28 protein-coding genes and 1 tRNA gene are annotated in these 24,290 nt (G+C 60.7%); 15 read left to right on the top strand and 14 right to left on the bottom strand.

Going from position 1 to position 24,290, the window contains the following annotated elements:
* The first annotated feature begins 34 nt into the window (after positions 1-34).
* A complete protein-coding gene (locus B8746_RS07325) occupies positions 35-688 on the top strand; it encodes a glutathione S-transferase family protein (protein WP_095380837.1) in 654 nt (217 codons plus the stop codon).
* Here B8746_RS07325 and B8746_RS07320 read toward each other — a convergent pair.
* Positions 649-2,460: an ArnT family glycosyltransferase gene (locus B8746_RS07320; RefSeq protein ID WP_084392950.1), complete on the bottom strand. Its 1,812-nt coding sequence runs from the start codon at positions 2,458-2,460 to the stop codon at positions 649-651. The two genes, B8746_RS07325 and B8746_RS07320, sit on opposite strands and share 40 nt — an antisense overlap.
* A 107-nt stretch (positions 2,461-2,567) precedes the next feature.
* On the opposite strand from B8746_RS07320, the gene B8746_RS07315 reads away from it, so the two are divergent.
* Positions 2,568-3,944 carry a dicarboxylate/amino acid:cation symporter gene (locus B8746_RS07315; RefSeq protein ID WP_233124015.1) on the top strand — a complete coding sequence of 459 codons (1,377 nt, stop codon included), beginning with the start codon at positions 2,568-2,570 and terminating at the stop codon, positions 3,942-3,944.
* Here B8746_RS07315 and B8746_RS07310 read toward each other — a convergent pair.
* Positions 3,941-4,846: a hydrogen peroxide-inducible genes activator gene (locus B8746_RS07310; RefSeq protein WP_084392946.1), complete on the bottom strand. Its 906-nt coding sequence runs from the start codon at positions 4,844-4,846 to the stop codon at positions 3,941-3,943. The genes B8746_RS07315 and B8746_RS07310 overlap by 4 nt on opposite strands.
* A gap of 126 nt (positions 4,847-4,972) precedes the next feature.
* On the opposite strand from B8746_RS07310, the gene B8746_RS07305 reads away from it, so the two are divergent.
* The 7 genes from B8746_RS07305 (at position 4,973) to rpsP (ending at position 10,062) form a co-directional block, all read left to right on the top strand.
* On the top strand, positions 4,973-5,536 hold the full coding sequence (locus B8746_RS07305) for a peroxiredoxin (RefSeq protein WP_084392944.1): 564 nt from the start codon (positions 4,973-4,975) through the stop codon (positions 5,534-5,536).
* Between the two features lie 111 nt (positions 5,537-5,647).
* Entirely contained in the window at positions 5,648-6,181 is a 534-nt protein-coding gene (locus tag B8746_RS07300; RefSeq protein ID WP_084392943.1) for a carboxymuconolactone decarboxylase family protein, read from the top strand.
* A 94-nt stretch (positions 6,182-6,275) separates the two neighbouring features.
* On the top strand, positions 6,276-6,875 hold the full coding sequence (locus B8746_RS07295; RefSeq protein WP_084392942.1) for a GNAT family N-acetyltransferase: 600 nt from the start codon (positions 6,276-6,278) through the stop codon (positions 6,873-6,875).
* Positions 6,876-7,120: 245 nt separating this feature from the next.
* Positions 7,121-8,593, top strand: coding sequence for a signal recognition particle protein (gene ffh / locus B8746_RS07290; RefSeq protein WP_084392941.1), 1,473 nt, complete (start codon positions 7,121-7,123; stop codon positions 8,591-8,593).
* A complete protein-coding gene (locus B8746_RS07285) occupies positions 8,590-9,051 on the top strand; it encodes a hypothetical protein (protein WP_084392940.1) in 462 nt (153 codons plus the stop codon). The genes ffh and B8746_RS07285 overlap by 4 nt, the downstream gene beginning before the upstream one ends.
* Positions 9,048-9,344: a chorismate mutase gene (locus B8746_RS07280; RefSeq protein ID WP_084392939.1), complete on the top strand. Its 297-nt coding sequence runs from the start codon at positions 9,048-9,050 to the stop codon at positions 9,342-9,344. Before B8746_RS07285 ends, B8746_RS07280 begins: the two co-directional genes overlap by 4 nt.
* A 244-nt stretch (positions 9,345-9,588) precedes the next feature.
* Positions 9,589-10,062 (top strand): 30S ribosomal protein S16, encoded by a 474-nt coding sequence (gene rpsP / locus B8746_RS17595; protein WP_084392938.1) that lies wholly within the window; start codon positions 9,589-9,591, stop codon positions 10,060-10,062.
* A gap of 57 nt (positions 10,063-10,119) precedes the next feature.
* On the opposite strand, the gene B8746_RS07270 is transcribed toward rpsP, so the two are convergent.
* From B8746_RS07270 to B8746_RS07250, 5 genes are all read right to left on the bottom strand, one after another.
* Positions 10,120-11,565, bottom strand: coding sequence for a tetratricopeptide repeat protein (locus B8746_RS07270; RefSeq protein WP_084392937.1), 1,446 nt, complete (start codon positions 11,563-11,565; stop codon positions 10,120-10,122).
* A 104-nt stretch (positions 11,566-11,669) separates the two neighbouring features.
* Complete coding sequence (gene lpdA, locus B8746_RS07265; RefSeq protein ID WP_084392936.1) at positions 11,670-13,058, bottom strand: dihydrolipoyl dehydrogenase; 1,389 nt, start codon at positions 13,056-13,058, stop codon at positions 11,670-11,672.
* 83 nt (positions 13,059-13,141) lie between these two features.
* Entirely contained in the window at positions 13,142-13,507 is a 366-nt protein-coding gene (locus B8746_RS07260) for a hypothetical protein (protein WP_084392935.1), read from the bottom strand.
* 87 nt (positions 13,508-13,594) lie between these two features.
* Positions 13,595-14,008, bottom strand: coding sequence for a hypothetical protein (locus B8746_RS07255; protein WP_084392934.1), 414 nt, complete (start codon positions 14,006-14,008; stop codon positions 13,595-13,597).
* Between the two features lie 102 nt (positions 14,009-14,110).
* The gene (locus B8746_RS07250) at positions 14,111-14,770 is read right to left on the bottom strand and encodes a hypothetical protein (protein ID WP_143434547.1); all 660 of its coding nucleotides are present in this window, start codon (positions 14,768-14,770) and stop codon (positions 14,111-14,113) included.
* A gap of 112 nt (positions 14,771-14,882) precedes the next feature.
* Here B8746_RS07250 and B8746_RS07245 point away from each other — a divergent pair, with 112 nt between their 5' ends.
* Entirely contained in the window at positions 14,883-15,341 is a 459-nt protein-coding gene (locus B8746_RS07245) for a DUF3429 domain-containing protein (RefSeq protein ID WP_158084558.1), read from the top strand.
* On the opposite strand, the gene B8746_RS07240 is transcribed toward B8746_RS07245, so the two are convergent.
* Positions 15,338-15,859, bottom strand: a complete 522-nt coding sequence (locus B8746_RS07240; protein ID WP_084392931.1) for a disulfide bond formation protein B — start codon at positions 15,857-15,859, stop codon at positions 15,338-15,340. The two genes, B8746_RS07245 and B8746_RS07240, sit on opposite strands and share 4 nt — an antisense overlap.
* 91 nt (positions 15,860-15,950) lie before the next feature.
* Complete coding sequence (locus tag B8746_RS07235) at positions 15,951-16,553, bottom strand: exopolysaccharide biosynthesis protein (protein ID WP_084392930.1); 603 nt, start codon at positions 16,551-16,553, stop codon at positions 15,951-15,953.
* Between the two features lie 87 nt (positions 16,554-16,640).
* Here B8746_RS07235 and B8746_RS07230 point away from each other — a divergent pair.
* Positions 16,641-16,727 (top strand) — tRNA-Leu (locus B8746_RS07230).
* Between the two features lie 110 nt (positions 16,728-16,837).
* A complete protein-coding gene (locus B8746_RS07225) occupies positions 16,838-17,551 on the top strand; it encodes an SDR family NAD(P)-dependent oxidoreductase (protein WP_084392929.1) in 714 nt (237 codons plus the stop codon).
* Here the strand turns inward: B8746_RS07225 and B8746_RS07220 are convergent.
* The 3 genes from B8746_RS07220 to hisC form a co-directional block, all read right to left on the bottom strand.
* Entirely contained in the window at positions 17,548-18,024 is a 477-nt protein-coding gene (locus tag B8746_RS07220) for a CC0125/CC1285 family lipoprotein (protein WP_084392928.1), read from the bottom strand. The two genes, B8746_RS07225 and B8746_RS07220, sit on opposite strands and share 4 nt — an antisense overlap.
* A 290-nt stretch (positions 18,025-18,314) precedes the next feature.
* Complete coding sequence (locus B8746_RS07215; protein WP_084392927.1) at positions 18,315-19,250, bottom strand: prephenate/arogenate dehydrogenase family protein; 936 nt, start codon at positions 19,248-19,250, stop codon at positions 18,315-18,317.
* 2 nt (positions 19,251-19,252) lie between these two features.
* Positions 19,253-20,335 (bottom strand): histidinol-phosphate transaminase, encoded by a 1,083-nt coding sequence (gene hisC, locus B8746_RS07210; RefSeq protein ID WP_084392926.1) that lies wholly within the window; start codon positions 20,333-20,335, stop codon positions 19,253-19,255.
* 156 nt (positions 20,336-20,491) lie between these two features.
* Between hisC and metX the strand changes: the two genes are divergently transcribed.
* Together metX and B8746_RS07200 are read left to right on the top strand one after the other, a co-directional pair.
* Positions 20,492-21,628 (top strand): homoserine O-acetyltransferase MetX, encoded by a 1,137-nt coding sequence (metX, locus tag B8746_RS07205; protein ID WP_084392925.1) that lies wholly within the window; start codon positions 20,492-20,494, stop codon positions 21,626-21,628.
* Positions 21,628-22,233 (top strand): methionine biosynthesis protein MetW, encoded by a 606-nt coding sequence (locus tag B8746_RS07200; protein WP_084392924.1) that lies wholly within the window; start codon positions 21,628-21,630, stop codon positions 22,231-22,233. Before metX ends, B8746_RS07200 begins: the two co-directional genes overlap by 1 nt.
* A gap of 65 nt (positions 22,234-22,298) precedes the next feature.
* Here the strand turns inward: B8746_RS07200 and B8746_RS07195 are convergent, their stop codons facing one another.
* Together B8746_RS07195 and B8746_RS07190 are read right to left on the bottom strand one after the other, a co-directional pair.
* On the bottom strand, positions 22,299-22,643 hold the full coding sequence (locus B8746_RS07195) for a P-II family nitrogen regulator (RefSeq protein WP_084392923.1): 345 nt from the start codon (positions 22,641-22,643) through the stop codon (positions 22,299-22,301).
* A gap of 5 nt (positions 22,644-22,648) precedes the next feature.
* Positions 22,649-23,482, bottom strand: a complete 834-nt coding sequence (locus tag B8746_RS07190) for a class I SAM-dependent methyltransferase (RefSeq protein ID WP_084392922.1) — start codon at positions 23,480-23,482, stop codon at positions 22,649-22,651.
* A 44-nt stretch (positions 23,483-23,526) separates the two neighbouring features.
* Between B8746_RS07190 and gloB the strand changes: the two genes are divergently transcribed.
* Positions 23,527-24,288: a hydroxyacylglutathione hydrolase gene (gene gloB / locus B8746_RS07185; RefSeq protein ID WP_084392921.1), complete on the top strand. Its 762-nt coding sequence runs from the start codon at positions 23,527-23,529 to the stop codon at positions 24,286-24,288.
* Positions 24,289-24,290 lie beyond the last annotated feature (2 nt).

Raw genomic sequence — 24,290 nt, 5'->3', positions numbered from 1 at the left:
TCCTGCGCTCGACCCCCGGCGATTGGAGGCTCCAGTGAACCCCGTCATCACCGCGTTTGAACGATCCCCGGACAGAGGTCGCGGCCATGCCCGGGATATGCGCCTGCGCTGGGCGCTTGAAGAAGTCGGCGTTGGCTATGAAACGCGACTTTTGTCCTTCGAGGCGATGAAGCAGCCGGCCCACAAGCGCATCCATCCGTTTGGCCAGATCCCGACCTATGAGGAAGACAGCCTCTCCCTTTTCGAGTCCGGAGCCATCTTGCTTCACATCGCAGATCGCCATCCGGGACTTCTGCCGACAGAGCCGGGAGCCCGGGCACGGGCCATCACATGGATGTTTGCGGCCCTCAACACGATTGAGCCTCCTGTCTTTGACCTAAGCATCCTGAAAATCGTGGAGGGTGACCGGCCATGGTATGAAGAGCGCAAGAAAGTACTGGAAACGCGCATAGAGAAACTTCTGGCCGACCTCTCGGCCTATCTTGGCACGGATGAGTGGCTCGTTGGCTCATTCAGCGCGGCTGACATCCTTATGGTTACTGTGCTGCGGCGCCTCATCGGAACGGGTCTGCTCGAAACCCATTCGAACCTTGTCTCTTATACAGATCGCGCCGAAGCGCGACCTGCCTGGAAGCGCGCTTTCATGGCTCAGCTGGCCGTATTCGAAGCCTCACAGTCCGCCTCATAGCGCACTGCGATGAAGGCGACGGGGTCATTATTGGAATAGTTTAGCGCGTAGAACGGCTCGGACCGCCCGGTTTCGCACCGCCCAAGCGCGGCGGCAGACGCCTCGACCTCGGCGAAATCGATCTGCGCGCGCTGGTCTTCCAGATTGACGAGATAGACAACCGGATAGGCCGCTTCATCTTCTGGCAGCACGGTCGGCGTTTCGGGTGGATGCAGGTTCTGCGTGCCGAGCGTCAGCACATAGGAGGGCTCTGCAAAGCCGAGGGCCAGCACCCGGTCCGGGCCGGCCTCACCATCGCAGTCCTGCCGGGGAATACCGCAAACCTCGGCGAGTGCGAGTTTCGCTGTCTCGGTTGCCTGCACCCAGGTCTGGGTCGGCAGGACAAATATCCTCGCCTGCCAGCCAAGCAGTATACTTGCGAGAACGCCGCCCAGAACTGAGAGAGGAATTTGCCGAATGGCAAGAGCCATACCGCCGAGGAACACAGCACCAACGCCCATATACCAGAAGAACATCGGATAATCGGTCGCCCCGGCCCATTGCGCCATCACGACGCTTTCTTCCACCGTCTTGAAGTCGCCCGCCTTATCGGCCTGCAGCGCATCGACCGCCCAGGGCGAGGTAAAGGCTGCGAGCGCAACCCCGCCAATGGCGTAAAGGATAAGTGAGGCATAACGCGAAATCGTCGCCCGCTGCCCCTCAATCAGTTTCACCGCCGCCCAGCCGCAAAGCAGCGCGAAGGCTGGATAGGCGGGCAGGATATAGTGACTGAGCTTGGTCAGCAGGAGCTCAAAGAATATCCAGGTCGTCACCGCCCAGGCGACGAGGAATTTCAGCCCATCGCGGTCAACATCGCCGAGAGATTCCAGCGTCTTGTGCCGCAGATACCGCCAGGTGAGCGCAACCGCTGGCACAAGCAACAGGATACCCGGGAAGAACCAGGCTGGCAGGTGCATCAAGTGATAGCCCGGCAGGCCGCCATGCCCCTCGGAAGCTGAGACCAGCTTGTCCTTCAGATCCTTGCCGACGGCGCCTTCGACATAGGTGCCCTGGGTCGCGATCTGGATGGCAATGAACCATGGGAGGACCATGAGCACGCTGATCAGCGGTCCCGGCCACCACCAGAGCGCCTTCATCCAGTCACGGTCGCGCCGGTCCCAGAGCCACAGGACCAGCATGGCCATGCCCGCCACCAGCGTGATCACGGGCCCCTTGATGAGAAAGCCCGCACCGTGAATCACCCAGAATGCAATGGCCAGACGTTTGTCATTATCCTTGCGCAGGTAGAGCCGCAGCAGGCATCCCATCGCCATGGTGATCAGGAAGACCAGCACCCCGTCCGTCTTGGAAATGTGTGCTTCAGAGGTCAGCAGCAAGGATGAGCCAAAGAGCGCGGCGCCGATGAAGGCGCCCTGTCTGCCGATCGCCGCAATGCCCAGCCAGAAGCAGGCCAGCGTGGCGAGGCCAGCCCCAATCCAGCTCGGCACGCGATAGGTCCAGACGTCGAGGTTCTCGCCCTCGCCGAAGGCCGCCGTCGCGCCAGCCTGCAGCCAGTGAATGCCAGCCGGCTTCTTGTTGCGATACTCGTCCTGGTACCGGATCGTGATGTAGTCGCCGGTCTCAAGGTATTGCTTGGAGGCCTGCGCAAAGCGGCTTTCGTCGCGGTCCAGCGCAGGAAGGTTGAAAACGCCGGGGGCCGCTGCCGTCATCGTCAGCGCAAACAGCAGGACCCAGGCTTTCCAGCCGGTCGATAAGCGATCAATCCAGTTCATCTGTGCTGCGTTGTAAACCGGATTGGTTGACGGCGAAACGGCTTAGAGCCGTCTTATACAGATGCAGGTTTGATTTCGGTGCGGCCCACTCTAGGCTGCGCCGGACTGTGGATATCAAAGGGGTTGGCGGCATGAAGGCCTGGTTCAGGATTGATCTCTGGAAGCGCGTGATGATTGGCCTCGTGCTCGGCACAGCGATTGGCCTGGTGGTTCGCTACACAATGAGCGAAGCCGAGGCATCTGCAATCGGTAATTATTTCAAGCCGTTCGGCGACCTCTTCCTGAATCTGATCCGCATGCTGGTCGTCCCGCTTATATTCCTGACGCTGGTCTCCGGTGTCCTTGCCATGGGCGACCCGAAGAAACTCGGCAGCCTCGGTGGCCGCGCCATCGGCATCTATATGGGAACGACGGCCATCGCGGTGACGCTCGGCCTGATCATGGGCACGCTGCTGCAGCCCGGTGCAGGCTTTGACGTTTCGACGGTGTCAGCAGACGATATCGAAGCGACCCGCCAGCGCCTCGAAAGCGGTGGTGCGCTCGAAACTGTCGGCGTCTTCGAGCAGATCATGCGGACGGTTCTTTCCATCGTCCCGACCAACCCGGTCGAGGCCATGGCGCGCGGCGACGTGCTTCCCATCATTTTCTTCGCAATCATGTTCGGCATCGGCATCCTGCTGGCCGGCGATGCCGGCAAGCCTGTCGCGGACGTTTTCAACTCGGCCTCAGATGCGATCCTGAAGCTCACCCTTCTCGTCATGGAAGTGGCCCCGTTCGGTGTCCTCGCCCTGATGGCCTGGGTGATGGCGCAGTACGGCCTTTCCGTCGTGGCCGCACTCGGCATGATGACGCTCGCGCTTTATCTCGCCTGCGGCCTGCACATGCTGTTGACGCACGGCTTCCTGCTGAAATTCGTCGCGAAGCTGCCGCTCATCCCGTTCTATCGCGGTGTCACGGACGCACAGATGGTGGCCTTCTCAACCTCCTCGTCCAATGCCACCCTTCCGGTCACCATGTCGGTCGCGCAGAAGAATCTCGGCGTGAAGAAGCCCGTCGCATCGTCGGTCCTGCCGCTCGGCGCGACCATCAATATGGACGGCACCGCGCTCTATCAGGGCCTGATCGCGCTCTTTGCGGCGCAGGCGCTGGGCATCGAGGTGAATTTCGGGACCTATGTGACCGTGGCCGTCATGGCGACGCTGGTCTCTATCGGCACGGCCGGCATCCCGTCGGTCAGCCTGTTCCTCGCCACCACCACGCTCGGTGTCATCGGAGCAACGCCGGATCAGATGCTGCTCATCCTGGCCCCGCTCTTCGCCTTCGACCGGCTGCTCGACATGATGCGGACGGTGACCAACATCACTGGTGACCTCGCCGTCTCGACCGTTGTGGCGAAGTGGGAAGATCAGTTCGACGAAAAGATTTACCGCGCCAAAGACAATGTCACGGCCGAGATCGACCGGACCGTCACGCACGACACCTAGGCGCGCGCAGCCAGCGTCTTCTTCACGCTCTTGCCGATCATGCGGGCTTCTGCCTCGCGTGGGCTGCCAGCACGCCAGGCAATGCCGATCTGGCGTCCGATCAACGGCTGATCGAACTGGCGAACATTCAGGTCCGCCCCGGCTCCCAACCCGGCCTCGGCGGCAATCTTCGGAACCAGCGAGATGCCGAGCCCACCCGCCACCATCTGTACCAGCGTCGCAAGCGATGTCGCCGAGATGTTCGACGGTGACGCAGAGGGAGACAGGGCGCAGGCTGCGATGGCATGGTCGCGCAGGCAGTGGCCGTCCTCGAGCAGCAGGACATCCTCGCCATTGAGATCCTCCGGCGAGAGCTTTTTCGACCTGGAAAGCTTGTGGCCCTTCGGCGCGATGAACAGGAACTCGTCATCCCCGAGCGTTTCGGTCTCGATGCCCGATGAAGCCCATGGCAGAGCGATCAGCGCAGCGTCCAGCGTGCGATTTCGCAATCCTTCAATCAGCCGGTCAGTCTGGTCCTCGCGAAGATAGAGCTTCAGTTCCGGATGTCCGGATCGTAGCGCCGACAATGTCCTTGGCAGCAGATAGGGCGCGAGGGTGGGGATCGCGCCAAGATGGAACGGCCCGGTCAGCGGTGCTCCGGCCTGATGAGCAGCAGAGACGAGATCGGCCGCACTGGACAGGATGGCGCGGGCCCGCTCGACCGTCTCTTCACCCGCGCGCGTCAGGGATGCACCACGCGCTTCGCGCTCCACGAGCTGGACGCCGAGAATCGCCTCTACTTCCTTGATGGCAGAGGACAGGGTTGGCTGGGTCACATTGCAGACATCCGCCGCCCTCGAAAAGGATTTCTCGTCGGCAAGGGCGCACAGGAATTGAAGCTGTCTGAGCGTTGGAAGATGCATAGATATAATCTATTGAACCAATTCTATTTATCAATTGGATTTCGCAAACAACTGCATGTCAAAGCTGCATTGCGGAAGCAATAAGCAATGCATATACGCATAATAGATATTACGAAAGGTTCTCCCATGCTAGGAATTGGCGATTCCCTCCCAGACTTCAAAATCGTCGGCGTGAAGCCGAAGTTCATGCACCACGAACAGAATGGTGAAAGCGCCTTCGAAGAGCTCACCCGGGACAGCTTTGACGGCAAGTGGAAGGTCATCTTCTTCTACCCGAAAGACTTCACCTTTGTGTGCCCGACAGAGATTGCAGAATTCGGCCGCCTTGCCGGTGAGTTCGAAGACCGCGACTGTGTCGTCCTTGGCGGCTCGACCGACAATGAGTTCGTGAAACTCGCCTGGCGCCGCGACCACCAGGACCTCAATGAACTTCCGATCTGGCAGTTCGCTGACACCAATGGCTCGCTGGTCGATGGCCTTGGCGTACGCAACCAGGACGAAGGCGTCGCCTATCGCGCGACTTTCCTCGTCGACCCGCACAATGTGATCCAGCATGTTTACGTCAACAACCTCAATGTCGGCCGTAACCCGCAAGACACACTGCGCGTCCTGGACGGTCTGCAGACCGACGAGCTCTGCCCGTGCAACCGCCCGGTTGGCGGCGACATCCTGAACATCGCGGCTGAGTAAGTCTGCCGACGTTCACGTGTTGAACAATCAGGACAGTTAAGCGCCGCCCGGCCCGTTCGGGCGGCGTCTTCCTGTCTTCTCCTCCCAGAATCAAAGACCCCGGAACATTAAATGTCGATCGAAACACTGAAATCGGCTCTGCCCGATTACGCCAAGGACCTGAAGCTCAACCTCGGTTCGCTCTCGAATGAAACCATTCTCGATGATGAGCAGAAATATGGCTGCATGCTGGCCTGCGCCTATGCCATCGGCACCGGCGAAATCGTGAAGGGCATTGCTGCCGAGACGGACGGCAAGCTGAGCGAGGAAGCGACCAAGGCTGCCAAAGCCGCAGCCGCGATCATGGGCATGAACAATGTTTATTACCGCTCCATCCACCTCCTCTCCAACGAAACCTATCGCACGCTCCCAGCTCGCCTGCGCATGAATGTGATTGGCGCGCCCGGCATCTCGAAAGCGAATTTCGAGCTGTTCTCCATGGCCGTCTCGGCTGTGAATGGCTGTGGCATGTGCCTCGACGCGCATGAAGCAGAGCTTCGTAAGGCGGGCATGACATCGGAGCAAATCCAGGCGTCGCTGCGCATTGCATCCGTGATCAATGCTGTCGCCCGCGTCCTTGAGGCGGAACAGGCAGTTAGCGCGTAATCGCCAATGGGGGGCATGAAGGGCGTGGTCGACGGATCACTTTCAAACCCGCAGCGTTGGTCTATGCTACGCTTACGACAAGAATGAACCCGCCATGGAACTCAACGCTCCCGGTCTTGAAACATCACTCATCCGAATCGAGCCAATGGCCGAAAGCCATCGCGAGGCGATCGTCAGCAGCCGTGCCGTGGACGATATGTGGGAGTTCATGCCCGTCATTCCCGATGGGCAGACCTTGAACGCCTATTTCGACCACACGCTTCGCATGTCGGACATTGGCACCGGCCAGGGTCTGGTGGTGTTCCAGAAGAAAACCGGCAGGCTTGTGGGCCTTGCCGCCTTCATCCTGCCGAACCGACTGCACCGGCGGGTGCGGGTCGGCTATACATGGCTCGAGGAATCTCAGCGCGGCACGGGTATTGCGACCCATGTCCAGTATCTGATGATCAAGCGGGCCATGGAATGGCGCGCCCGCCGGGTCGAGTGGATGATGTCCACGCGAAGCGAACGCGCCTTCTCCCAGTTGACAAGGCTGGGCGCCGTGCACGAGGGCACACTGCGCCGATACACCCGCATGGCCGATGGCGGGTGGGCCGATGTTTTTGTCTTTTCGCTTATTGATGAAGAGATCGAGGCAGCCCTCGGCACGATTGGAGAGATGATCGGGGAAGTGACGCCCGCGTCCGGCGCTTGATTTATCGGCTTTGGCGTGCTTTAGGCACGCGATATCCGCGCATGACATGAAGCGCGCTTTTCCGGGACAGCAGCCCTGAGCCCGTTCCATCGCGAACCGAAGGTGAGCGGGGAACAACTCAGAGGACAGGAGCTCGGCGAAGCCCCCGCCCGGCGAAGTTTCGCTCAGCGGGGCTCTCATGCTTTGCGCGAATGGCATGGAGCGCTTACCTGTCCCCTATTGGCAGATGAGCAAGGAGTACCGCGATGTTTGACGCGCTGACAGACCGCCTTGGCGGCATATTTGACGGACTGACCGGGCGCGGCGCCCTGTCGGAGAAGGACGTCACATCTGCGCTCCGCGAAATCCGCGTGGCGCTTCTTGAAGCCGATGTCGCGCTTCCGGTCGTCAAGGACTTCATCGGCAAGATCAAGGAGCGTGCGGTTGGCGAGGAAGTCATCCGCTCGGTGAAACCGGGCCAGCAGGTCATCAAGATCGTCCATGACGGGCTTGTCGACATGCTCGGCGGTGAGAATGCCGAGACAGGTCTTCGCGTCGACAACCCGCCATCCGTCATCATGATGGCCGGCCTGCAGGGCTCCGGTAAGACGACGACCACTGCCAAGATCGCCAAACGCCTTGCCGAGCGCGACAAGAAGAAAGTCCTCCTCGCCTCGCTGGACGTTCGCCGCCCCGCCGCCATGGAGCAGCTCGCCATCCTCGCCAAACAGGTTGGCGGCAGCGTCACCTCCCTCCCAATCGTTGAAGGCCAGATGCCGGCCGAGATTGCGCGCCGCGCGCTGCAGGCGGCGAAGCTCGGCGGCCATGACGTCGTCTTCCTCGATACGGCTGGCCGCACCTCGATCGACGAACAGATGATGGCCGAGGCGGCCGAGATCGCGAAGATTGCGCAGCCGAAGGAAACCCTTCTCGTTGCGGATGCGCTGACCGGTCAGGACGCTGTCGAGACGGCCCGCCGCTTCCATGAGCGCCTGCCGCTCACCGGCCTCGTCCTCACCCGTATGGATGGTGATGGCCGCGGCGGTGCAGCGCTCTCCATGCGCGCGGTTACGGGCCTCCCCATCAAATTCCTCGGTACGGGCGAAAAGCTCGACGGTCTCGACGCCTTCGAAGCCAAACGCGTTGCCGGCCGCATCCTCGGCCAGGGCGACATCGTCTCGCTGGTTGAGAAAGCCGGCGACCAGCTCGACGCTGAAAAAGCCGAGCGCATGGCGAAGAAGATGCGCAAGGGCGAGTTCGACCTCAACGACCTCGCCGACCAGCTGAAGCAGATGCAGAAAATGGGCGGCCTTGGCGGCATCATGGGCATGCTGCCCGGTGCGAAGAAAGCCAAGCAGGCGCTCGCCGCAGCGAATATGGATGACAGCGTCCTCAAACGTCAGGAAGCGATCATCTCGTCCATGACGAAGAAAGAGCGCGCCAAGCCGGCCCTCCTCAATGCCTCACGCCGCAAGCGCATCGCCGCCGGTGCCGGTGTTGACGTGCAAGAGGTCAACAAGGTGCTGAAGATGCACCGCCAGATGGCCGACATGATGAAGAAGCTCGGCAAGGGCGGCATGAAAGGCATGATGAACGCGCTTGGCGGCGCGGGTGTTTCGCCAGCTGACATTGCCAAGATGGGCAAGGGCGCAGCACTCCCGGGCGGTGGAATGCCCGGCCTCGGCGGCGGCATGCCTCCCGGCGGGCTTCCTGGCCTTGGTGGGGGGAAGAAGAAATGATCTGGGGCCTAGAAATACCGGCTTGGGTCGCATTGATCGGCGCAGTCACTGCCGTAATAGCGCTCGCTTGGAATGTGAGATTTTCCGTTAGACAGCAAAAATTTGCCGCTCTTGCGCGCCACGCATCAATTCGTCTCGATTGGGTAGAAAAGCTTCGAAGCGCCTCAGCGGAATTTATGGCTCTTTGCGAGACCACCAATAAATTGAGATCTAAAAGTGAACGTGATCGGGGCGAGCAACTGCCCTTCAAAAAGTCGTTCATCTTTCTGCTTTTGGACCCAAACAACCCGAAGCATCAAAAGCTGGCCATCGCGACGGACCGCATGGAAGAAGCGGTAGACCAAAGTCCCGCCGCCTTCAAAGAGCACTTGCAGACATTTCGCGATGCAGCCCATGACGTCATCCACTCTCAGTTCTATTTCGCTCGTCGAGAAATGAAGGGAGAAGTTGTATCATGACCTCCGCCCTCCCCGAACTCGAGCGCCTGCGCGCCAGCATCGACAATATGGATGCGATCCTGCTGCACACGCTGGCAGAGCGTTTCAAGCTGACCCAGCAGGTCGGCGTACTGAAGGCCGAGCACGACCTGCCGCCTTCCGACAAGGCCCGCGAAGGGCGTCAGATCGAGCGCCTCCAGCGCCTCGCCAGGGAAAGCGGTCTTGACCCGACCTTTGCCGAGAAATTCCTCAATTTCATCGTGGCCGAAGTCATTCGTCACCACGAGAAGATCAGGGATGGTCAGCAGTCATGATCCATCCCGCTCCCTCTCCGCAGACACCTGCGCAGGCAGGTGTCCAAGGACAAGCCTTTCCCCGTTGTGCCACTTTCAAGGATGCACCATGGGTCCCTGCCTTCGCAGGGACCGGCGGCAAAGGAATACGCCTCCGTCTTGATCCTCACGAGCAAGGCGAAGGCGCAGTGGCCGCTGGCTTCAGCCGGCGATCAGCCACGAGCATTATCCAGAAGACGCCATAAGACACTTAAGGAGATACACCATGGCTCTCAAAATCCGGCTCGCCCGCGGCGGGTCCAAGAAACGCCCCTTCTACCGCGTTGTCGTCGCTGACAGCCGCGCCCCGCGCGATGGCCGTTACATCGAGAAGATCGGCACCTATGATCCGCGCCAGCCAAAAGACAGCGAAAACCGCGTCAATATCGACGGCGAGAAAGCTGCCGAATGGGTCGCCAAAGGCGCAAAGCCGACCGACCGCGTGGCCCGCTTCCTGAGCCAGATCGAAGTTGACGGCAAGCCAGTCGTCGCCTGGGAGCACGGCAACAACCCGAACAAGGGTGAGCCAGGCACGAAGGCGAAAGAACGCATCCAGGAGAAGGCTGACAAGGAAGCCGCTCGCAAGGAAGCTGAAGAAGAGGCCAAGAAAGCCGCTGAAGAAGCCAAGAACGCACCTGCTGAAGAAGAAGCTCCTGTCGAGGCAGAGGCTGAAGCAGCAGAAGAAGAGAAGGCCGAGTAAGGCTTTTTGCTTTCAAGCATTTCAAGCCGGGCGGGAAACCGTCCGGCTTTTTTGTTGTCAGCAGTAAGGATTGCTCGGCGGGCAGGGCGCGGAATAAGCCGTGCCGATCGACTTCACGGAATTGAGATACTGGTTGAAGTCCCGCATGCTGGCGGCAGAGGACTGGCTGGTGCTGGCGCTGGAATAGCTGGACCCTGAATATCCGCTTGAGCCTATATTGCCGGAATTGTACGCCTCGGTCCCGGCGGCGAGTCCACCAACCATCGCCGTCAACGTATTGCCCAGGAAGTTGCCGAAGCCTGAGTTTGACCGTTCACGCGGCACGGCAGGCACCGACGCGTTAAACATCGGCATCCAGACATCGCAGGCAAACTGATTGCCACCATTGATGCAGCCACGCGCGCCATATTTCATCACCCGCTCGCGGCTGTTCAGGCCGAAATAGGGATAATAGTTGAAGAAGACGACACCCGCGCAGGCATTGTAATTCTGCTCATGGTCGCAGGCAGCGGCATAACTGTTTTCAGCCTTCCTGAACTGCAACTGGCTGAACTTTTCCGGCGCGAGCTGGCTGCCTTCAGCCACCGCATGGGCAAAGTTCACGCAGGCATCGGCGACATTCACATTGCAGGCCCGCTCCAGCGACATCGCCGCGCTGACATAATCGCGGTAGACCCCGTCCGCGCCGAGCAGGTCGTATCGCCCCTGCATCTCGCAGGCATACGGGTCGTTCTGCTCCCAGCAGAGACGGTAGGCGAGGTTTCGCGCCTCGACGTGCCGTCCCTCGCGCATCAGCGTGGTCGCAAAGTCGATATCGAGCGGCGGCAGGGCGGCCAGTGCATCGGACGCCATGGGGTGACCCATCGCATCGGCCTTCTCATACCAGTCGCGCGCAGACAGAAGGTCTCCGTCGGGGTTGAGGCCAAGCTCATCGAACTTGCCCATAGTGATAAAGGCATTGGCGTTTCCAAGGTCTGCGGCAAGGATCAGCAGCCTGTGGCCGTCCGCGAAACTGGAGGCGATGCCCTCGCCATTGAAGGCCATCTGCGCGGCTGTATAGGCACCGAGGTCTTCGCCTGCGCGTCCGGCCACCACGAAGGTTTCGAAGGCCTTTTGCTTGTCCGCCGGATGGCCGGGATAGCCGCTGCTGTAGAGCCAGGCGAGGTTCATCAGCGACGGGGCGAAGTTCTGTTCTGCAGCCACCTGCCAGAGCGCCACTGCCTTCTCATAATCGGCGGGACCGGCCTTGCCTTCGCGGTAGTAGACACCGAGATTGTTGTGCGCCTCTAGATTGCCATAGCTGACGAGGCTCTCCCAGATCGAGCGCGCCTCTTCATACTGACCGGACGCGTAAAGCATCTTGGCGCGCTCATTCTGCAGGTAGGTCACGCTGCCCGGCTCTGCCCATTCGGCCTCCGGCACCGGTGTCACGTCGAGGAACTGGGCTTGCGCTACGCCCGCCATGCACACGCCCAGAAGGGTCGCCTTGACCAGTTTCAGCATGACAAGGCCTCCCACCCGTGTACTCGAAATCAACCCACCAAGCTTTCACGCGACCAGCGAGAAAGTCCAGTGCCGTTGCTCGCCCGGGGGCGGGGCGCGCCAGCCTACATCTGCATGGTCCAGCCTTCGACGCCCATCGCCGCCTGACGGACGGCCTCGGACAGGGTCGGGTGGGCATGGCAGGTGCGGGCAACGTCTTCAGACGCCGCACCGAACTCCATCGCGACGCAGATCTCGTGGATCATCTCGCCCACGCCGACGCCCATCATGTGCGCGCCGAGAATGCGGTCTGTCTTCGCATCGGCGAGGATCTTCACGAACCCAATGGTCTCGTGATTGGTGCGGGCGCGGGAATTGGCCTGGAAGGGGAACTTGCCCTTCTTGTATTCGATGCCCGCTTCCTTCAGTTGCTCCTCGGTCTTGCCGACCCAGGCGATCTCGGGATTGGTGTAGACCACAGACGGGACCAGGTCATAATCGACATGGCCCGCCTTGCCGGCGATCAGTTCGGCGACGGCTGCGCCATCATCCTCGGCCTTGTGGGCCAGCATCGGGCCGGCAATGCAGTCACCGATCGCCCAGACACCCTCTGCGACCTTGAAGTGATCGGTTGTTTCAATGACACCGCGCTTGTCAGTCTTGCCGCCCACAACCTCAAGACCAAGACCTTCAGTGTAGGGCCGGCGGCCGACAGCAACGATGACGGCATCGGCTTCGAGCACTTCCTGATCGCCGCCCTTGGCAGGCTCCATGGAGAGCTTGAGCTTGGTTTTCAGCTTCTCGACACCGGTCACCTTCATTCCGAGGCGGAATTCGAGCCCCTGCTTCTTGAACACACGCTGGGCTTCCTTGGCGATCTCATTGTCGGCGCCCGGCATGATCCGGTCGAGATATTCGATGACCGTCACTTCGGAGCCAAGGCGCGACCAGACCGAACCAAGCTCCAGGCCAATGACGCCTGCGCCGATAAGGATCAGCTTTTTCGGCACCTCTTTCAGCGCCAAGGCGCCTGTATTGGTGACGACGCGTTCCTCATCGATCTCGATGTTCGGGAGGGTGGATGGTTCGGAGCCTGTCGCGATGACGATGTTCTTCGTGGTCAGCGTCTTGCCGTCGACCTCGACCTTGCCGGGCCCGGTGATCTTTCCGAACCCCTTGATGTAGTCGACCTTGTTCTTTTTCATCAGAAACTCGACGCCCTGGGTCAGACCTTCGACCGCATCATCCTTCTGGCCCATCATGGCTTTCAGATCGAGCTCGACCTTACCGGTCTTGATGCCGAGACCCGCGAACTGGTTCTTGGCCGCGTCGAACAGTTCTGAGGCGTGCAGCAGCGCCTTGGACGGAATGCAGCCGACATTCAGGCAGGTGCCGCCCAGCTTGCCGCGCTTTTCGATGATCGCCGTCTTGAGGCCCAACTGGCCCGCGCGGATCGCGCAATTATAGCCGCCGGGGCCGCCTCCGATGATGACGACGTCATATGTGTCTGCCATGAAATTTCCGCCTATACGGTCTTGAGTGATTTGTCCGCCGCGAACCTAAGCACTGATGTGGCGAAATCAATGCGCGTTCCGCGTCAATTTCGATGGGTGAACACAAGCACGCCGCAGATCACCATCAGGAAGGGGGCAAGCACGGCTTCGTCACGCCACAGCGTATAATCTGCCCTCGATCCGACCAACGCTCCGGTGAGCACTGCAAAGACCAATGCCCCTGCCGTGAACAGGTAGGCTCCCCCCCGAACGTTAAGTGCCGCAGCGACCCCGCCAATGATCATGAGAGGCGTGGCGATGAAGCGAAGCAGTGTGGTCGGCGGGTTCAGAAGCTCTGTCCCAAAGTCGGAACCGAATGAAATCTGTCGCATGACCGGATTGACCGTTTCCCACAGCATCCAGGCTGCGACGACGATCCCGACGACTCCGGCAAGACGCCTGATCAGCATGGAACACCCTCCCGTGCGCTATCTGCGGGCCATCAGATTGCCAGAGTTGGGGTATGCCAAGCCGCCGTGGCGGGCAAGTCCTGCCGGTCAGGATGCTTCGACGGGGTCGTGCATGGGCTGATCGATCTCATCGCTATTTCGACGAAGCACCACAAGTGCGAGGAACAGAATGGTGAGGATCGACAGGGAGAGATAATCATCCCGCCAGACCGAAATGTCGTGACGGCCCTGCAGGACGCCGAGCGCAACACAGGCGAACATGAAGGTCGACAGACCCGCGAGCCAGGCCCCGCCCTTGCGCTCGGTCAGCGCGGCCAGTCCAGCCAGGAACGCGGCCAGCGCAGACGATATCCGCAGGGTCACAGCCGGGTCCATAAGGGCGGCGGGGATCGTCACATTGTAGGTCGAGTGAATGAAGTGTGCGAGGCCAACGCCAACCTGCCACATGAACCAGGTACCAAGGAGCCCGAGGCCGAAGCCGCAGCACTGACGGATATTCATCTTGAGTCGCTCCCGGGCAGCAAGACTGACGGTCAGGCTATCGGCATGTCCTCAAGACTTTGTGAACAAACCCGCCGAGATTAGCGCTTTTAAGGTAGCAAATCAGTGCCCACGCCGGGCTCTCATCCGCCGGCCCTGTGCAGCAAAATGTGCACGTTGCCGTGCAATGGCGGCTGGAACGGGCTGGCGGTAGCGGGGTTTGCGAACCGGCTCTGCGGCCGGCTGCGCCCCCCCTTCGGTTCGCGCCATCAGGGCTTCGAACTGTTCCTTGGTAAGCTGCACATTCGCGCCGTCCTCAATCTCGCCGCTCTCAGCCGGAAGGGCCGGGCGGCGACGAAGCAGCACCACGGCAATCGCCAGAAGGATTACCATGACGGTTCCGCCGGCCACCATGCCTTCGGGGCCGCTTGGGTTACGCCACCAGCCTTCTTCAAAATCGACCAGGTAGAAGCTGGGAGATGCGGACACGCACCCCATTACATACCAGATTATCGACCCCTTGCGTCTGGCAGACACGCAGATTGAAGACGCATAAAAGCAAAGTGCCGCGAGGAAATAGGGTGCACCGTATACAAAGCCGAGTTCGCGCCAGTTGATATTGTCGAGCCCCATCGACGGATCAGGGTGAAAGAACAGGCTGAGAAACATCATGATGCTCGGCCAGCGGATCGCTGTCAGCGCGCCGAAGGCGAACACGATGGCAATGCCGGAAATGAGGAGGGCGATCAGGCGGCGAGGCATTGCAGACGTGTATACTTTCACGATTTACGCCACATGAATGTACCGGTTCACATTCACGCTATCGGGCAAGGTCTTGTTCACAAACAGGTCGGGAACGCTGGACCGACAGACCATTGCGCCCATATTCAGACCCATGACCGACACCCCAGCCTCCTACCGTCGCACAGCGCTCATCCTGACAGCGGCCGGCGCCATTCCGTTCCTTGGCTTTTCTGTTGCAACCGCGACGCTCGAAGCGCCGACAAATGCGACAGCAGGCCTGTGGCTGCAGACCTATGCGGCCGTCATTCTCAGTTTCCTTGGCGGGATCCGCTGGGGCGTCTCACTTGGCGAAGGACCGCCGGACAGCACAACGCTGCTCCTTTCCGTCCTGCCCGCCCTGCTCGGCTGGGTGATCCTTCCCTTCGCCATCATCCTGCAGCCTGCCGCCTATTGGTACCTCGCTCTTGCGGCCCTGTTCCTCGCACAGCTTGCATGGGACTGGTCATCGGCCAGCCTGCCGGCCTGGTTCAAGCCCATGCGGCTGGGCGCGACGGTCGCGGCCATGGGCAGCCTGGTCTTCGCATGGGCCGCAATGGAGTTCGGCTTCTAGGCGATATCCTTCGGCAGCGCCTTGGTCGCTGCCACGAAGCTCAGCCCGGACAGCCCGAGCGACACGATCGCATTCCACCCCGCCATGGATAGGCCGAGAATGCGGAAGGGTGCGTCGAGGCAGGAGGCTGTCGCCGTTCTCTCATCTAGCGCGTCAAAGTCGAGATTCATCACATCGACCGGCCCGTCCGTGCAGCCAGTCGGCGCTGGCCACCAGCGCCACTCGACGCCGGAATGATAAATCGCAACGACGGCCCCCGTCAGAAAAACTAACGCCAGCATTACGTTGAAGGCGACGAGAAAACGCCGGTTCTGCCTGAAATTCCAAAGCGCGAGCCCGGTCACAGCCATAGTTGCCGCGGCCCAGTAAACCTCCCGCTGGCGCAGGCAGAGCTGGCACGGCAGGAAATAGGCGAGGCGCTCAAACGCATGCGCCGAAGCGAGCATTGCAAGCGAGGCCACAAGTGCGATCAGCGGCCAACGCCATGTCTGGAAAGCAGGAGCCAGAATTGCGGTCATTCGTCCCTAATGTCCAAATCTTGGTCGTCTGATTAGCTGGACAATGACCAAGGCGAGAACATGGCGCAATGCGGCGTTCAAGCGCGGCTTGTCACGAACCTGTGACAGTCCGGATGCCAAGCGCGACCAGCGTGATCAGGGTCGCAATCCATGCGGTCCCGATGATTGAGCCGAGAATGACAAGGATTCCATCGCGCGCCATGAGGCCGAAGGCGACGATAGCAACACCGATACCAGGAACCGTATTCGTCGACGGCAGCGGCACCAGGATCGATGCGCAGAAGAAGACGAGAAACAGGCCGATGATCCGCTCACCGCGATGTCCGAGGATGAAAGTCAGGCGCGGCTTGGCAATTTTTTCCAGCCAGCCAAACCATTTCCGTCCGCCTTGGGCAGTTCGGGTTAGGCCCTTCTTGTCGATCATGCGTTTAGCGAACTTCTCCGGCAGCCAGGGTTCTTCCCGGCCAGCCACCATCTGCGCCGCCAGCGCCATCATCGGCAGGGAGACGACCTGCGGCACCCCGTAGAGAAACGGAATGCAGCAAGGCAGCGCCAGAATGAACAGCGCTGCGCCGAATGCACGCTCGTCCAGCCTGTCGAAGATATGGCGCAGGGAAAAACCTTCCTCAGGCGCCTCTTCCGCCATGCGCTCTATCGACTGCAGAAAGGTATGCGGCGTGATCTGTTCGCTCATGACAATCGCCTATCTCGCTTTTCTCGACTGGTCGAGATGATTGACGCAACTTTCCACTTCGGGCAGGAGCATGCCTTCCATCCGAGTGCCTCTGTGGCGGAATTGGTAGACGCGACGGATTCAAAATCCGTTTCTGGCAACAGAGTGCCGGTTCGAGTCCGGCCAGAGGTACCATCCATGTCCGAATGGATCAGGCCGAAAATCCGGCATTGCGAAGCTCGCAGCTGAAGATGGTCGGACCAATGGGGCTGGGCCTGTCTGTCTGACGCACTACTTTCGTCCCCATGTCAGCAATTGTCATTGGTGCCAGTGGCGGAATTGGCCGCGCCCTCACGCTTGCTCTTGCCAGGAACAGCAAGTCCGGGACCATTTACGCCCTGTCGAGACGCAAGACGGGCGACTGGCCATCCGGCGTCGTTCCTGGCTATCTCGACCTGCTGGATGAAGCCAGCATCAAGGCGGCGGCAGACAGGATCGCGGAGGCGGGCACCCCGGACCTTGTTCTCATCTCAACGGGGTTTCTTTCCGATGGCGAAACCCAGCCGGAAAAGAGCTGGCGCCATCAGGAGCTTCAGGCCTATCGGCGCGTGTTCGATATAAGCACATTCGGCCCTGCCCTCATCGCCAAGCACTTCCTGCCCATCATGCCCACCGACCGGCGGGCGATCTTCGCCGCGCTTTCAGCCCGCGTCGGCTCGATCAGCGACAATGGCCTTGGTGGCTGGCATGCCTACCGGGCGTCCAAGGCGGCCCTCAACATGCTGATCCGTAATTTCGCGATCGAGTGGGCACGCAGGAATGATCAGGCGGTGTGCGTCGGCCTGCATCCCGGCACAGTGGATACGGGCCTTTCAAAGCCCTTCCAGTCGAATGTCCCCGAAGACAGGCTGTTCAGTGCCAAACAGTCAGCCAGCTACCTGCTCGACGTGATCGAGCGGCTGTCACCCGCCGATACGGGGAAGGTCTTCGACTGGGCCGGCAAGGAAATCCCGGCCTAATAACCTGCAGTGTTCACCAGAACCGAACTTGCATCATAGGCATTGGGCTCGTCAGGCTTGGGTCCGGACCCGGTGATGATCTCGAGGCTTTCAGTTGTCTTGGACGTTCCACCCCCCAAAGGCAGGCCGATTCCCACGCCAACGCCGACGCCGGAATAGCCACCGCCGGACGAACCGCCGACCGAGACCGATGAGCCACCGGACCGTGAAACATCCTGGTCGGTATAACTGGACACCACGCGAAACCATTCGGCGCCCTGCTCGACTGTCACTTCAGCGGCCCGGCGCAGCGCGAAGCGGCGCGCGTCTTCCGGCGAAAGCGCCGTATAGGAAACGCGGTAGCGATTGGTCTCGATCGGTTGCACAAGATAGCCCTGCGCCGTCGCAGACGTGGCGGGCCCGTATGGCTTCGCTGTCGTGCAGGCCGCAAGACCGGCGGCGAGAAGAGCAAGGGCCGTTGCAGTTCTGATCATGGGGGCAACCTCTCATGTTTTGTCACTGTCAGGTAACACGTCTTACCCAAATACAGCATGAACAGGAAGCAACGCGCATACCCCGCGCCTGTTCAGATCATCCGGCCTAATTTGCCACGATCAGCGCCCTGGCCTTCTTCCCCTGAGCCAAAGGTGGCGCTGTGCGGCTTCGCGCCGCCCTGCTGCCTTTTTTCGCTCTTGCAGCAGGCGCTGGCCTCGCGATCGCGCAGCAGAAGGCGCGCGGGGGCGGACGCATTGTGGGGACAGCGTCTGCCCCACCGCTCTGCGCGTCAGTCTTTCTTGTCCGGAGCATTCCGACCGAAATTGGTCTCGTCCGTATCCTGGCCGGCTTCAATGATCGCCTTGCGGATGCCGCGTGCCCGTTCAAACTCGCGCATCAGCATGTCACCATCGCCCCATCGGATGGCCCGCTGGAGGGCTGCGAGGTCCTCGCTGAACCGGCCGAGTGTTTCCAGAACAGCGTCCTTGTTATTCAGGAACACGTCGCGCCACATGGTCGGGTCAGAAGCCGCGATACGCGTGAAGTCGCGAAAACCGCCGGCGGAATACTTTACCACCTCGCCCTCACCGACACTCTCCATGTCATAGGCTGTCGAGACGATATTGTAGGCGATCAGGTGTGGCAGGTGAGACGTGATGGCAAGCACGCGGTCATGGCGCGCAGCATCCATGATCTCGACCCGGGCGCCAAGCCGCTCCCAGAATGCCGCGAGCCGGTCGACCGCACCATTATAAGCCTCGTCCTGCTGCGGGATGGGTGTCAGGATGTGCCAGGCCCCACGGAACAGGCTCGCAAACCCTGCCTTCGGACCAGATTTTTCCGTTCCTGCAATCGGATGGCCAGGAATGAGGTGCACATGCGCCGGGCAGTGCGCCTGCATGGCGTTGAGCGCGCTTTCCTTCACCGAGCCGACATCCGTCATGATGGCGCCGGGCTTCAGATGTGGCGCGATGTCCCGCATGGTTTCCTCGATGGCCCCGACGGGCACACAGAGGAGAACGCAGTCGGCAGACCGGCATGTCTCGGCCAGGCTATCGGAAACGTCGCCAAGGCCGAGCGACGACGCAGTGTCGCGCACCGCCTCGCTCCTGTCATAAAGGCTGACCTTCGAGGCAGCGCCGGTCTCCTTCGCGGCGCGCGCGAGCGAGGAGCCAATCAGGCCAATGCCGACAATGGCAATTTCTTCAAAGGTCGCGCCTGTCACGGTCAGCCAGCCTTGGCAAAGGCTTCAAACGCCGCCAGCACGTCATCATTGGCCTCTTTCGTGCCGATAGACAGACGCAAACATTTCGGCAGACCATAGGCGTTCATGTCACGGATCACGATACCGCGCGCGCGCAGGAATGCATCGGCATCCGCGGCGCGCCGACCCTCGCGGTCTTCAAACTCGATGAGCAGGAAGTTGCCAACGCTGGGGTAAACCTTGAAGCCCAGCTTCTGGAGTGCCGGGCCGACGCGGTCGAGCTCAGAATTGTTGTGCTCGACAGAGCCTGTGACGAAGGCATCGTCGCCAAGCGCAGCGACGGCTGCCGCTTGCGCGACCGATGTCGTATTGAACGGTCCGCGCACGCGGTGAATGGCATCGATCACGCTTTCCGGGCCATAGGCCCAGCCAATACGCAGCCCGGCCAGGCCATGAATTTTCGAGAAGGTACGGGTGACCAGCACGTTTGGCGCTTCACCGGCGAGCTCCATACCTGCGGCATAGTCATTCTTCTGCACGTATTCGGCATACGCTCCGTCCAGCACCAGCAGGACATCTTCGCGCAGGCCGGCATGCAGGCGCTTCACCTCGTCGAAGGGAATATAGCTACCTGTCGGGTTGTTCGGATTGGCGAGGAACACGATTTTTGTCCGGTCGGTCACGCGCGCCAGGATGGCATCGACATCGGCTTTCAGATCCTGCTCCGGGGCGCTGATGCATTTTGCGCCTGATTGCTGCGCGACCAGACGGTAGACGAGAAAGCCGTGTTCCGACTGGATGATCTCATCCCCCGGAGAAAGATAGGCGCGGCCCAGCAGCTGGAAGATTTCGTCCGATCCAGCCCCGCAAACGACACGGTCCGGGTCGATGCCGTATTTCTTGCCAATGGCCTCACGCAGCTTCAGCGCAGACCCGTCCGGGTAGATTTCAAGGTGTTCAGCAGTCTTCGCAAGCGCCTCACGCGCCGCCGGACTGCAGCCCAGCGGGTTCTCATTCGACGACAACTTCCAGCCATGCTCGAGTTTCTGCCCGCCCTTGTACGGCGTGATCTCGAGAATATTCGCAAGCGGTTTTGGCCCGGTCATGTGTCCTGCTCCTCAACTTGACCTCCTCGTGATCAAAGACGGACGGAAAATCAAGTCAGGCAATGAGTCTGGCACCGCGAGAGACAAGCCTTCATGCGCCAGCAACCGCCTGATTGGGCTTGACTTCGCACCGCGCTGCAGACACCTCAGGGCGCGATGTCAGACCGGCACACACTCCCGATCAGCGAAGTGAAACACCTGACGCTGGACAAGCCACTCCCACTCGATTGTGGAGAGCAGCTGGACGGCGTGCGCATTGCCTATGAATGCTGGGGCGAACTCAACGCCGAAAAATCGAACGCCATTCTCATTTGTCACGCGCTGACCGGGGACCAGTTCGCCGCGAGTGCAAACCTCGTGACGGGGCGTCCGCCCTGGTGGAGCCGCATGATTGGCCCGGGCCTGCCCATCGATACAGACCGCTTCCACGTCATTGCGACCAATGTGCTGGGCGGCTGCATGGGCACAACGGGTCCAGCCTCCGATGCGCCAGATGGCAAGCCCTGGGGCACGCGCTTTCCGGTCATCACCATCAGCGACATGGTCCGCGCGCAGATCGCCTTCATCGACACTCTGGGCATAGACACGCTCTTCTCTGTCATTGGCGGCTCGATGGGCGGCATGCAGGTGCTCGACTGGGCCGTGCAGGTGCCGGAACGGGTGTTCACGGCGATCCCGATCGCCACCGCCGCGCGTCATTCTGCGCAGAACATTGCCTTCTATGAAGTCGGTCGCCAGTCGATCATGGCCGACCCGGACTGGTGTGATGGCCAGTACCTCGCCCAGGACAAGCGACCTTCACGCGGGCTCGCCATCGCGCGCATGGCGGCGCACATCACCTATGTGTCCGAAGAGGCCCTGAAGCGAAAGTTCGATCGGGGCCTGCAGGACCGCGAACAGACCAGCTTCAGCTTTGACGCCGATTTCCAGGTGGAATCCTATTTGCGTTATCAGGGCCATTCTTTCGTCGACCGGTTCGACGCCAACTCCTACCTCTATGTGACACGCGCCATGGATTATTATGACCTGGCTGCGCGTCATGACGGGCGGCTCGCAGATGCCTTTGTCGACACGCCTGTGCGCTTCTGCCTCTTCTCTTTCTCGTCGGACTGGCACTATCCGCCATCAACCACGCGGGAAATTACTCGCGCACTTGCTGCTGCCGGGGCGGAAGTCAGCTATCTTGAGATCGAGACCGATAATGGTCACGACGCCTTCTTCCTCGAAGAGCCTCTGTTTGAGGACGCGCTGGCAGGGTTCCTCAAGGTGAATGCAGGCAAGCGGGGAATCTGATGACACGGCAAGTTTCCTCTCGTGCCGACCACAAGGCCATCGCCGAACGTGTGCCCGAAGGCGCCCGCGTGCTGGACGTCGGATGCGGCAATGGCGACCTGCTGGCCCTGCTGGTCGAGAAGCGCAGCGTTCGCGCCCGCGGGCTTGAGCTATCGGGAGAGCTGGCGGGAACTGCGATGTCGCGCGGCCTGTCGGTGATCCAGGGCGACGCCGACAGTGACCTGGAAGTCTTTCCGGAAAACGGCTTCGACTTTGCGATCCTGTCAAAGGCGATCCAGCACATGCGCCGGCCAGACATGGTGCTCCAGGAACTGGCACGCATCGCACCTGACGTCATCGTGTCTTTCCGCAATTACGGTCTGTGGAGCCGTCGGCTCTCGCTTTTTTCGTCGGGTCGCATGCCCGGTCATCGACTCTGGCATGACGAAGCCGCGCTTCACCCCTCAACGGCGCGCGATATGGTCGAGCTCTGCTCTGCACTCGGACTGGAAACGGTCGCCATGGCTTCAGTCAGGGACGGCAGGGTCGGTGCCTTTAGGGATTCGGGTCTCTCCCGCCTCAACTGGGGCGCCGACGAAGTCATCCTTCATCTGCGCCGGGCATGAAAAAGCCGGCCGGGCCCTGACCCCCGACCGGCTTTCTGCGCGTCCGCGAAGGACTGCGCTTTGACTTAACCGCCGAGCGCTTGCTCGTTCTTCTCGCCCGTGCGGATACGGGTCACCGAGTCGAGGCCAGAGACGAAAATCTTGCCATCGCCAATCGTGCCGGTATTGGCAGCGCCGATGATCGCTTCAACCAGGCGGTCCACATCGGCACCCGCACAGGCCACTTCAACCTTGACCTTTGGCAGAAGGCGAACTTCGTATTCTGCGCCGCGATAGACTTCGGTCTTGCCTTGCTGACGGCCGTAGCCTCGCACCTCGGAAACCGTGAGACCGGCGACACCAGCCTCGCTGAGTGCATCTATGACGGCATCAAGCCGGCTTGGCTTGAAGATGGCGGTTATCAATTTCATGGCCCCTAAGCCTCCCATTGTTCAACGTCTTTAATTGAGCGTGCCTGTTCTGCGGGGTCAACGCGTGTTTTCCCGCGTTTTTCAACGCATTTCACCTCTGCCTCTTTTCTAGGCAGTTCTGCCACACCTTTGCGCCCCTTGGCTAGCGCAGTGACGGGCGCAACGGCACCGCTACCCGGTTTGGCATACATTCGCTTGACCGCCTCGACCATGACAACTCCGCCAAGGCCCGGCGCGAAAATCTGCCCAACTTTCTCCCACCCTTCCGCGCCGGACACCATGAATCCAAACTTGATGGGCGGCAAATGGACAGCCGTCGTACTCGCTGTGACCTGCAGCAGGTGATCATTGAGATAGGCGATCAGCTGTCGGCGCGTCCATGGGCGGCCATGGCCAAAAGGCGTGCCTTCGACGAGTGACCAGCTGCTCTTGCGGTTGGCCACCGTAACCAGCATCCGGCCTTCCGGCGCGAGCAGTCGCCACGCCTCGCGCAACACAGCGCGCGGGCTGTCGGCCTCCTCGACAGCATGCAACAGGATAATCCGGTCGAAACTGCCATCGGGGAAGGGCAGGCGATCTTCTTCTGCGAGGCAGGTTGAGATGCCACGGTCGGTGGCTGCCCACCAGGTTTCTTCGCCAAGCTGCGGCGTGGCTGCAATGCAGGACCTGGTGCTCTCTCCATATCCGGTGAGCAGCGGACGGGCATAGCCCATGCCGAGCATGTTCAGGCCCTTGCAGTCACCCCAGAGGTCTCCGAGGCGTTTCAGCATCAGGAATTGAGCGGCCTCGCCGAGCCGGCTGGCATAGAACGCTTCCAGGTCTTTGGCCGACAGTCGCATTCAGTCCCTTGTTCCAATATGGCTTCATGGCGTTAAATAGGGTCATGATTGATGTACACCAATTCCCCTGCCTGAACGATAATTACGGCTTTCTGGTTCATGACCGCGATAGCGGCGAAACGGCAGCCATAGATACGCCCGATGGCGACAAATATCTGGATGAAGCCGAGCGGCTCGGCTGGACCATCACGGCGATCTGGAACACGCACTGGCATCCCGACCATGCTGGCGGCAACCTCAGGATCAAGGAAACGACCGGTTGCCGGGTCTTCGGGCCCGCGGGAGAGGCGGAAAAAATTCCGGGAATCGATGCACCGCTGCAAGGGGGGGATGGTGTGCAGCTTGGCGACTGGTCCGTGAAGGTCCTCGACGTGCCGGGCCACACGCTTGGGCATATTGCCTATCACATTCCGGATGCACGAATGGCTTTCGTCGGCGATGCACTGTTTGCCCTTGGCTGCGGCCGCGTCTTCGAGGGCAACCCGAAAATGATGTGGACGAGCCTGTCTCGCCTGAAATCCCTGCCGCCGGAAACCGTGATCTACTGCGCGCATGAATATACCGCCGCGAATGCAAAGTTCGCCCTGTCGGTTGATCCCGAGAACCTGGCCCTGCGCGCCTATGCAGACGAGGTGACGGCCAAGCGCCAGCGCGGCGACTGGACAGTTCCCACCACCATTGCCCGCGAACTTGATGCCAATCCCTTTCTGCGCGCCGATGATCCGGCCATGCAGTCTGCCATGGGACATCCCGGTGACCCTGTCGCCACCTTCGCTGAAATTCGCTCGCGCAAGGATAATTTCTGAGC

Source organism: Henriciella pelagia (assembly GCF_002088945.1).
In the GTDB taxonomy this organism is placed as follows: domain Bacteria; phylum Pseudomonadota; class Alphaproteobacteria; order Caulobacterales; family Hyphomonadaceae; genus Henriciella; species Henriciella pelagia.
The sequence above is the reverse complement of the archived record's forward strand: the minus strand, read 5'-3'. Positions and strand labels throughout refer to the sequence as shown.